The following is a 9,847-nucleotide window of genomic DNA, read 5'->3' on the forward strand; positions in this document are numbered from 1 at the left end:
ATGGCGAAGCCCATAAAGTCTTTTCTTATGCTGAAGATTTTCCCACCGCTTATCTGGCTTTTTCTCACGATCTTGAAATCGACCCTGCGTATAGAACACATCAATAAGGGGCAAATAGAAGACGCCTGGGCCAATGGAATGAACTTCATTATCTGCTTCTGGCACGGCAGGCTCCTTATGATGCCCTTCGCCAAAGAAAAGGGGGGCGGAAAGGTTCTCATTAGCAGGCACAGGGACGGCGAGTTGATCGCTCGTGTGGTGCGTCTCTTCGGATTGATGGCCATCAGGGGCTCTTACCGAAAGGGAAGCGTCTCATCGTTGAGAGAGATTATCCGCGATCTTAAGGCGGGGGTCGATGTGGCAATAACACCAGACGGTCCGAAAGGGCCCGGATACAAAGTGAAAGAAGGCATCGTAGAGCTTGCCGGACTCTCCGGCAAGGCTATCGTTCCGCTCACGTACGGTGCCGGTAAAAAAAAACTTTTCATTCCTGGGACAGGTTTACTCTCCCCTACCCTTTTTCCAGGGTTGTCTTTCTCTGGGGTGACCCGATCTTTATTGACCACCCCATAAACCGTGAAAATATAGAAAAGAATCGTCGGGAACTGGAAGATACTCTGAACGCCCTCACGGCAAAGGCAGATAGCATGGTATGTGGCGATTAATCTACAATGCCTTCGTTACACTCACCCTGCCCTTATTTGTGGCATTCGGATTGACAAAGCAGAAGATACGGAAAAATCTTTTCGAACGGCTTGTACCGCGCGCATCCGCCCACCCCTCCGTGAGGCCCATCTGGGTCCATGGCGCGTCAGTCGGGGAGGCCATGATAGCCGAGAACCTGATACAGCAGATAATCAAGGCCGCCATCACCGATGAGTTTCTTATCACGACAAATACGTACTATACTAAAGACCTTCTCGCCAAGCGACAGGGCAATAAATCGTATGTTGCAGCCCTTCCTCTGGACATCATCTGGTCAGTGAAACGCTTTCTCAACCAGTGGGAACCGAGAGCTCTGCTCATCGTAGAAACCGAGATATGGCCTAACCTCGTTTGGGAGGTAAAAAGGCGAGGCTTGCCTGTCATCATCCTCAATGGAAGGATTTCCGACAGCACGTTGAGTAATTACAGACGGATAGCTTTTTTCATGCGGACCGTGCTTTCTCAGGTAGACCTTGTCCTTGCCCAGTCTCAAGAGCACGTAGACCGCTTCATCAGCATCGGCATGGACCCCAAGCGCGTGATCAATGCGGGTAACATAAAATACTTCCGCGATATTGAAGAGAAGGCCTCCAACAACGAGAAAGAAAACATTGTCACCTTCGGGAGCATCAAAGAGAAGGAACTTCATGCGGTCTACGAGGTTACCCGCAAAATCAAGAGTGCCTTTCCGGGATATACGGTCTATATCGCCCCTCGCGAACTGCATCTTACGAGCGATATAGTAAGAGATCTTTCACCCATGTTCCGTGTAGCTCGCCACTCTCACCTTCCGGATCGGCCACCCCCCGACATTGATGTGGTGGTGGTAGACACCATAGGAGACCTCTTCGGAATCTACGCAAGAAGTAAGATCGCCTTCGTGGGAGGAAGCCTCGCCCCTTACGGCGGTCAGAATCTATTGGAGCCGCTTTTCTTCGGAACCCCTGTTCTTTTCGGACCCTTCGTGGACAATTTCAGAAACATCGCTGATAGAATAATCGAGGCTAAAGCCGGCGGCATGGTGCAAGACGCCGACGAACTGGCGGGCAAACTTGCCGATATCCTGCATGACGATAACCTTCGGCGCGAGATGGGCGAGAGGGGAAAACTCATCATCAAGGAACAAAGGGATGTGATGAACAAGACCGTCGAGTACATCGCAGCCGTCATAAAAGCTAACCGATAAGCCCTCCCCAGGCCGGAAGAAGAGGAGACAGCATGGAAGAATTTTCGAAACTCGTAGGACTCATGGAAAGATTGCGCAGCGATGCGGGATGCCAATGGGACAGGAAACAAACTGTTCATTCCTTCAAGACATTTCTGCTCGAGGAGGTCTACGAAGCGATCGAAGCCATTGAAAAAAATGACGCAAAGTTGCTTCAGGAAGAGCTCGGAGATCTTTTGTTCCACATCGTTTTCATTGCCGAGATATGTAAGGAAGGGGGCCTCTTCAACATCGCGGATGTGATACGTCAGGTTTATGAAAAGATGTACAACAGACATCCCCATGTTTTTCAGGGAAAACCCATGGTCGAGTCCATCGAAGAGAAGTGGGAGGAACTCAAGAAACAAGAGAAGGCGGAATATGCTCCTCTGTCAGGTATCCCCCGGGCCATGCCGGCGCTGCTTCGCGCCTATGTCATAACGAAAAGGGCCGCGAAAGTCGGCTTTGACTGGAAGGAAATCCAGGATGTTTATGAGAAGCTCTTTGAGGAGGTGGGAGAGCTGAGAAAGGCGCAGGAGACCGGTGATCCCTCATCCATAAGGGAAGAGATAGGCGATCTCCTATTCACCGTGGTAAACATAGCCAGGTTTCTCGATGTGGACCCGGAAGACGCGCTCCGTTTCACCATAGAGAAATTTATACGTCGGTTTTCTTATATTGAAAAAAATACGGATATCGCAAATGCATCGCTTGAAGCGATGGATAGAATGTGGAACGATGTAAAAGATATGGAGAAGAAGGGGGGGTAATCTCCCCCTCCTGTTTTTATTCTGCTTTCATGACGTTTGATGCCTGTGGGCCTTTCGGTCCTTTCACGATCTCAAATTCGACCTTCTCGCCAGTCTTCAATGACTTGAAACCATCCTGCTGGATTGCAGAAAAATGAACAAACACATCTTCCCCATTGTCTTGCTCGATAAAACCATACCCCTTTGAGTCGTTAAACCATTTCACCTTACCTACTGGCATACTGCTGGGCTCCTTTCATTAAAGAAATTTAAGCTTCGTGCTTAAAGCCTATATTATGCCTATTTAGAAAACCTGTCAAGCGAAATCGACAGTTTTTCCGAGGATTTTGTGAAAAGGGAATACAATGCAATGCGGGCCGCCACCATCAAGCTCTGGGCATGATTTCTGAGTCGCCTCGTTTTGACACAGGCATCTACGAATGTGGATTATTCCCTTTCATTCAATCAAAAGATGGAGTTTCCATTTGAATAGCAGAGACGTAACGCGTATAATTCTAGCTATGGGAAAGGTTTTTCTCGTAGGCGCGGGACCGGGCGACCTCAAGCTCATTACTTTGAGGGGCCTCGAGCTTATACAGGTTGCCGATTCGGTCATCTATGATAACCTCGTCAACAAAGAGCTCCTGCGTTTCGCCAAGAAAGGTGCCGAGCTCATATATGTGGGAAAAGCTGCATCCCGGCACGAACTTCCACAACCGGACATTAATGCCCTCCTCGTGAATGAAGCAAGAAACGTGAACGTGGTTGTCCGGCTCAAAGGAGGCGATCCCTTTATTTTCGGTAGAGGCGGAGAAGAAGCCGAATACCTTATCGAGCGCGGCATTGATTTCGAAATCGTCCCCGGCGTTACCTCCGCAATATCGGTGCCGGCGTACGCTGGCATACCGCTCACTCACAGAAATTACGCTTCAACGGTGGCTTTCGTCACAGGACACGAAGACGAAAAAAAGGGAGAGTCGACTATCAGGTGGCGCGAGCTTGCCCAAGGTCCCGATACGCTCGTATTCCTCATGGGTATCAAGAATTTGAAGGCCATCCAGGAAAGACTCATCACACAAGGCAGGGATCCCAAGACCCCGGCATGCGTGATCACTTCGGGGACATTGCCGGAACAGAAGGTGGTCGCGGGTGCCCTCAAGGATATCTGCGCGTTGGCCCGGCGGGAAAAGGTAAAGCCACCCGGCATCATCATCGTCGGTCAAGTCGTTAAACTCAGGAAGATTCTCACGTGGTATGAACAAAAACCCTTTTACGGGAAAACGATCCTCGTTACGCGCGCTGCTCATCAATCGAGAAAGTTCGGCGAACTCCTCACGGAAAAAGGGGCGTCTGTGGTCTATGTCCCCACCATCGAGATTGTCCCCATAGAACCCAACACAAGACTAAGGCGGGCCATAGACGAGATTTCAGATTACTACGCCGTTCTATTTACGAGCGTCAACAGCGTCTCGATATTTTTCAATGATCTTATGGCAGCCGGCAGGGACGCACGTGTGCTTAAGGGCGTTAAGATCATCCCCATCGGCCAGGCAACGGCGGCACTCCTCGAAACCAGGGGTATCACGCCGGACCTCATGCCCGAAACCTTCACCGCGGAAGGTATCATCGCCGTGCTCGAGCGGGAACAGATTAAGAGGAAGAGGTTCCTTTTGCCGAGGGCGGAAGAAGCCCGCGATGTCCTGGTGGAATATATTCGAGACAAAGGCGCCTTATGCGACGTCATCCCCATCTATCGGGCCAATCTGCCTCGAAAGGTTGCGGCTATTCATGAACGATTCGACGTAGCCACCTTTACAAGCTCATCGACGGTAAACAATTTCGTGACCCTTTACGGAAAGAAAACCCTTGGCAAAGCGGTTGTGGCCTCCATCGGGCCGGTAACGAGCGAAGCCTTACGAAAACACGACATACGCGTTCATGTCGAAGCAACCAGGTACGATATATCGGGACTCGTCGAAGCCATGGAAGCTTATTTCTTGAGAAAGAGATGAGAAGACTTAGATGTAGTTCTCGAGAAACAGGGAAATTGCCTTTTCGACGCTGCCGGGATCTCTTGACTCCATTTCCCTCATGTTCTTTTGTATCCTGAAGTAGGTCAGTTCATCTTTCAGATCGTCGATGCTTCTGTACGTGCCAGATCTTCTACCGAACCGGTAGACCAATCTCTCATCGTCATTCAAGGCAAAATAGCTGTCGATGACGGACAGCATCTTATCCTTGTCATGGGGAAGTCCGCCGTCGACGTCTTCCAAGAGATTCAGAATGTGGTCACTCTTAACCGTACTCGTAATATCTTGCAGGCCTTCTATGAGGAGCCTTTCCTCTCGGAGAATGTCTTCCTCGGTGGGAAGCACAAAATCGCCCGCCTTTAGCTTCTCATAGAGAGGCATGTTTCTCAGCACCTTAAGCGTCCGCAGTCTGATAAAATCCGGGTTGATCTTGTTAAGCGCGTCTGCCGTTTCTTGAGCGTGCTCCTTCCACCAGGTTTTTCCACCCAGGCCGAGCATGACATACTCTGAAAGCTCAATTCCCGATTCTTTAATCCTTAATCCGGCCTCGATATGTCCGGCCTTGGTCACGCCCTTATTCATGTATTCCAGAAGCATGTCGCTTCCCGATTCGAGACCGACGTGAAGCCGGGTCAATCCGGACTCCTTCAGTCTCTTAAGACCATTCGTGGATAGCCGTTTTGCGACCGTGCTAGAGCGCGCGTAAGAAGTCACCCGCTCGATCGTGGGGAACGTCTCTTTGAGGTACGTGAGCGCCTGAACGAACACGTCGGGATTCATGGTCAGTGAATTGGCGTCCTGGATAAAGACGTGCCTGCCCCCGAAATATTTCCAGACGGCAACGCCTTTGTAGCACTCATTTATGATATAACTCGAGAAGATCTCTTCGACGAGAGATTCGGTAATGCGTCCGCCGTAGCCTTTTTCCAGAGAGATTTCTTCGATGTTGTCGCAAATGGCTTTTACAGTATCGATGTCCTTCTTGATATCTTCAAGTCTACGTTTCTCAAACTTTCTACCTTTGTAGAGATGACAGAAAGCGCACCTGTTCCATGTGCAATTTCTGGTAAACCTTATGAGGAGACTGTACGCTTCGTTTGGCGGCCTGATCGGGCCGATGTCGTATCGCAATGACCCGCTACTCATTCCTGTCTACATGGATAGGAAAAGCCGGGGTAGACTGTTTGGACAGGATCTTCTTCCTTCTCTTTGCCTGACTGGTTTTCTTTCTCTTTCTCCGAAGCTCAGTTTTCTTCGTATTTGACGGCATTGCCTCCTCCTTTTTCCGGGTACAGACTCGCTTCTTGTGGGCTTTAAGTCCCACGATGTCGGTTAGTCACGCGTAGGCAGCATCAAGGGATCAGGCCATGAGGCTTTATGTCCCGTGCTTTTCGCATTTCACAGCCGTTCTCCGCGTAACCGCATCAACATACCACACAACCTCAATGTTTTCAAGGGAATATATCGGACCGGTGCAGATGTAAAGACAACCTAAGCCTGCCTGCACATCTTACGGAGAGCACCCAAGGCATGACGGATGTCACAAACAATATGGGCGTAGCCACCGCAAAAGCATTGACAACCAAACGGCCTTGGTAAATAATCAAATCAAATAGGAGCTGCCGGGCATGTTGTCCAAAGGAAAGGAGGCTAATCCGTGAAGTCCATACACTCCGTATTCGACATTGCCGATTACTTTCTCTGCGTGGCCGACGAGATGGGCTCACCCATAAGCAACCGGACGCTTCAGGAGGTGGTTTACCTTGCTCAGGCATGGCATCTCGGCATTTTCAAAACACCCCTCTTTGACGAAGATTTCCAGGCCTGGGACCATGGACCGGTGATCCCCGAACTTTACCAGCTATACAGAGAGTATAAACGTTTCGGGTATAAACCCGCAGTGAACAGGCTATCCGGAGCGCCCAACACGGAGAACAAAAAAAAGCTGCTCCAGGCGGTGGCGGAAGCCTATATGAGAGAGGACGGTTACGCATCCGGATACATCAGTGAAGAGCACGATCCTTGGCTAACAGCGCGAAAGACAAATACGTCGGACGGCTCCTATCATACTATTATTTCAAAGGATTCCATCCGGAAATATTATGAGAAGAAAATGGAACAGGCACATGCGGAAGCACGCCTGTCTTTAAACCGGATCGATGGGGCATCGCAAGCCCTTGAACCTGCTGACTATATCGCGCTTTGCCGCGACTAACTCGATCCTGGCGGAAAGCTATCCTGAAAAATTCTCGCCCGTGTGACGCGACCATCAAGAAATTTGAGAGAGGCAATGGACCTTTGAATCACCACACAATTGCGAAGAGGAGCCCTTCAAGAACCCCCGTACTCCACCTACGGTCTTTGAAGCGTCTCATTTAGCCCAATCCCCCACAATTTGCTTGAAATACTGAATGATATATGATATTTATACCTGCGTAGCAAATACACACGCCTTTCAATTGACAACAAGGTGCGGTTATCCGTCTGTTGCCAAAGCGCGAAAGGCGGAAGACGAAACCAGGAGGAAGCATGTCAAATCTTACCATCAAACAATTGCTCGAGGCAGGGGTCCATTTCGGCCATCAGACCAAACGATGGAATCCCAAGATGAAACCGTACATTTTCGGAGCCAGAAACGGCATCTACATCATCGATCTGCAAAAGACCCTGAAGATGTTCAAAGAAGCCTACAACTTCGTTAAAGAGGTTGCTTCTCACAACGATTACATTCTGTTCGTGGGCACAAAGAAGCAGGCCCAGGAGGCAATAGCCGAGGAAGCCAAACGCTGCGGCGCCTTCTACGTGAACAACAGATGGCTCGGCGGCACCATGACCAACTTTCAGACCATCGAAAAGAGTCTGGACCGATTGAGAAAATATGAAGAGCTTAAAGAGAGTGATATTTACAAAGTACTTCCCAAGAAAGAGGCCATCGGTATCGAGAAAGAAATCGAAAAACTGGAGAAAAACATAGGCGGCATCAAGGGCATGGAACGCCTTCCCGGGGCGCTTTTTGTGGTCGATCCAAAAAAGGAATACATAGCGGTCAAGGAGGCGAAAAAGCTCGGCATCCCAACCGTGGGGATTGTGGACACGAACTGCGATCCTGACGATATTGACTTCATCATCCCCGGTAACGACGACGCGATCAGGGCCATTAAGCTCATCACCACAAAGATCTCTGATGCGGTTCTTGAGGGGAAAGCCCTTTACGTCGAAGAATTTCAGGGAAAGGAAGAAGGGCCCACTGAGGAACCCAAGCCCTTCGTGGATGAAAGTATTCTTGCAGAAGAGAAATACGACGATTTTGACACGAATTCGTGAGGAGGAAATTTTATGGACATCAGCGCGGAAGCCGTAAAGAAACTAAGAGAGAAGACTGGCGTCGGTCTTATGGACTGCAAAGAAGCTCTCAAACAATCAAGCGGTGACATGGAGAAGGCGATCGATTATCTGCGGGAGAAGGGGCTTGCCAAACTTCAGAAGCGGATGGGAAAAGTGGCATCCGAGGGCCTCATCGCATCATATATCCACACAGGCGGTAAGGTCGGGGTCATGGTCGAGGTGAACTGCGAGACCGATTTCGTTGCGAACACTAAGGATTTTCAGGAATTTACCCGCGACATCGCTATGCAGATAACCGCAGCAAATCCGTTCTATGTAAAGCGGGAGGATGTGCCCCAGGACGTTATCGATAAGGAAAAAGAGATCTATCGGAAACAGGCCCTTGAGTCGGGAAAACCGGAAAAGATACTCGACAAGATTGCCGACGGCAAGGTTGAGAAATTCTATCAAGAAGTCTGTCTCATGGAGCAGTCCTTCATCAAGAACCCCGATATTACGGTCAACGAGTTGCTCGAGGAGTTGATCGTGAAAATGGGGGAGAAAATCCTTGTCAATAGGTTTGTGAGGTTCCAGTTAGGGGAGACGATTGAAGAGTAAACCTGCATACAAGAGGGTCCTCATCAAGCTGAGCGGCGAAGCCCTTATGGGAGAAGAGGGCTACGGTATTGATGAGACCGTGCTCACTGAAATCGCCGGCCAGATAAAAGAGATTCGCGCACTCGGTGTACAAATCGGCGTGGTGGTCGGCGGCGGCAATATCTATCGGGGAAAAACGGGGGAAACACTCGGAACAGACCGCGTAACAGGCGACCACATGGGCATGCTCGCGACTGTCATCAACGGGCTCGCACTTAAGGCCGCACTCGAATCCCTTGATGTAGACGCAGGAGTCATGACCGCTCTCAACATGGAGAAGATTGCCGAGCCGTTCGTGCAGCGGAGCGCCCTCAAACAGTTGAAAGAAGGCACGATCCTTATTTTTGCCTGTGGCACGGGCAATCCCTATTTTACCACAGACACCGCCGCTGCGCTGAGGGCTATTGAAATTAAGGCTGACATCCTGTTTAAGGCAACGAAAGTTGATGGCGTCTACGATAAAGACCCAAAACTCCACAGAAACGCCCGGTTCCACCCTGAAATTTCTTATAATGACGTTCTCAAGAAAGACCTTCAGGTCATGGATCTGACGGCCATAACCCTTTGCAAAGAGAACCGGCTTCCTATCGTTGTGCTCAACATGCAAAAAAAAGGTAACCTCAAAAAAGCAGTCCTCGGTGAACGCATCGGGACAATCGTGGGGAGGTAGACATGAGTAATGAGGCTATTGGAGAACTTGAAGATAAACTCAAAAAATCTGTAGCCGCGCTCAAAAAGGATTTTTCCAAGTTGAGAACTGGCGTCGCTTCGGTTTCTCTCATTGAAGACATTAAGATCGATTACTACAATCAGCCCACACCGCTTAATCAAGTAGCAACTATCGGGGTGCCTGACAGCAGGACCATAACCATCCAGCCGTGGGACAATTCGGTCATTATGGAAATCGAAAAGGCGATTCAAAAATCGGATCTCGGGGTGAATCCCCTATCTGACGGAAAGATCATCAGGCTCGCCTTCCCAAAACTTACCGAAGAACGAAGAAAGGAATTGACCAAACTCGGCAGCAAGATGCTTGAAAATACACGGGTCGCGATGAGGAACGTCCGGAGAGATATCAATGAGAAACTGAAGAAGATGGAGAAAGACAAGGTTCTCTCACAGGACGATCTGAGAAAGAGCCAGGATGAGGTACAGAAGATGACCGACAGGTATATCGA

At 49.7% G+C, this 9,847-nt stretch carries 12 protein-coding genes; 9 read left to right on the top strand and 3 right to left on the bottom strand.

Translation table 11 applies throughout. The features are described from left to right. The 3 genes from VMT62_04215 (at nucleotide 1) to mazG (ending at nucleotide 2,679) form a co-directional block, all read left to right on the top strand. On the top strand, nucleotides 1-573 hold the full coding sequence (locus VMT62_04215; protein HVN95612.1) for a DUF374 domain-containing protein: 573 nt from the start codon (nucleotides 1-3) through the stop codon (nucleotides 571-573). A 79-nt stretch (nucleotides 574-652) separates the two neighbouring features. Further along, nucleotides 653-1,891, top strand: coding sequence for a glycosyltransferase N-terminal domain-containing protein (locus VMT62_04220; protein HVN95613.1), 1,239 nt, complete (start codon nucleotides 653-655; stop codon nucleotides 1,889-1,891). 32 nt (nucleotides 1,892-1,923) lie between these two features. Continuing rightward, nucleotides 1,924-2,679 (top strand): nucleoside triphosphate pyrophosphohydrolase, encoded by a 756-nt coding sequence (mazG, locus tag VMT62_04225; protein ID HVN95614.1) that lies wholly within the window; start codon nucleotides 1,924-1,926, stop codon nucleotides 2,677-2,679. Between the two features lie 16 nt (nucleotides 2,680-2,695). Here mazG and VMT62_04230 read toward each other — a convergent pair whose 3' ends face one another. Further along, nucleotides 2,696-2,899, bottom strand: a complete 204-nt coding sequence (locus VMT62_04230; GenBank protein HVN95615.1) for a cold-shock protein — start codon at nucleotides 2,897-2,899, stop codon at nucleotides 2,696-2,698. 244 nt (nucleotides 2,900-3,143) lie between these two features. Here VMT62_04230 and cobA point away from each other — a divergent pair, with 244 nt between their 5' ends. Continuing rightward, on the top strand, nucleotides 3,144-4,670 hold the full coding sequence (cobA, locus tag VMT62_04235) for a uroporphyrinogen-III C-methyltransferase (protein HVN95616.1): 1,527 nt from the start codon (nucleotides 3,144-3,146) through the stop codon (nucleotides 4,668-4,670). A gap of 6 nt (nucleotides 4,671-4,676) precedes the next feature. On the opposite strand, the gene VMT62_04240 is transcribed toward cobA, so the two are convergent. Both VMT62_04240 and VMT62_04245 read right to left on the bottom strand, forming a co-directional pair. Further along, nucleotides 4,677-5,834: a radical SAM protein gene (locus VMT62_04240; GenBank protein ID HVN95617.1), complete on the bottom strand. Its 1,158-nt coding sequence runs from the start codon at nucleotides 5,832-5,834 to the stop codon at nucleotides 4,677-4,679. Further along, on the bottom strand, nucleotides 5,827-5,958 hold the full coding sequence (locus tag VMT62_04245) for a hypothetical protein (protein HVN95618.1): 132 nt from the start codon (nucleotides 5,956-5,958) through the stop codon (nucleotides 5,827-5,829). The genes VMT62_04240 and VMT62_04245 overlap by 8 nt, the downstream gene beginning before the upstream one ends. A 387-nt stretch (nucleotides 5,959-6,345) precedes the next feature. On the opposite strand from VMT62_04245, the gene VMT62_04250 reads away from it, so the two are divergent. The 5 genes from VMT62_04250 to frr all read left to right on the top strand — a co-directional run. Beyond that, on the top strand, nucleotides 6,346-6,903 hold the full coding sequence (locus tag VMT62_04250) for a type II toxin-antitoxin system antitoxin SocA domain-containing protein (GenBank protein HVN95619.1): 558 nt from the start codon (nucleotides 6,346-6,348) through the stop codon (nucleotides 6,901-6,903). Between the two features lie 314 nt (nucleotides 6,904-7,217). Next, nucleotides 7,218-8,012: a 30S ribosomal protein S2 gene (gene rpsB, locus VMT62_04255; GenBank protein ID HVN95620.1), complete on the top strand. Its 795-nt coding sequence runs from the start codon at nucleotides 7,218-7,220 to the stop codon at nucleotides 8,010-8,012. Between the two features lie 12 nt (nucleotides 8,013-8,024). Next, nucleotides 8,025-8,630 (top strand): translation elongation factor Ts, encoded by a 606-nt coding sequence (gene tsf / locus VMT62_04260; GenBank protein ID HVN95621.1) that lies wholly within the window; start codon nucleotides 8,025-8,027, stop codon nucleotides 8,628-8,630. Beyond that, entirely contained in the window at nucleotides 8,620-9,339 is a 720-nt protein-coding gene (gene pyrH / locus VMT62_04265) for a UMP kinase (protein ID HVN95622.1), read from the top strand. Before tsf ends, pyrH begins: the two co-directional genes overlap by 11 nt. Nucleotides 9,340-9,341: 2 nt before the next feature. After that, on the top strand, nucleotides 9,342-9,847 hold a 506-nt coding region (gene frr, locus VMT62_04270; protein HVN95623.1), incomplete at its 3' end, for a ribosome recycling factor.

It is taken from the genome of Syntrophorhabdaceae bacterium, assembly GCA_035541755.1.
Taxonomy (GTDB): domain Bacteria; phylum Desulfobacterota; class Syntrophorhabdia; order Syntrophorhabdales; family Syntrophorhabdaceae; genus PNOF01.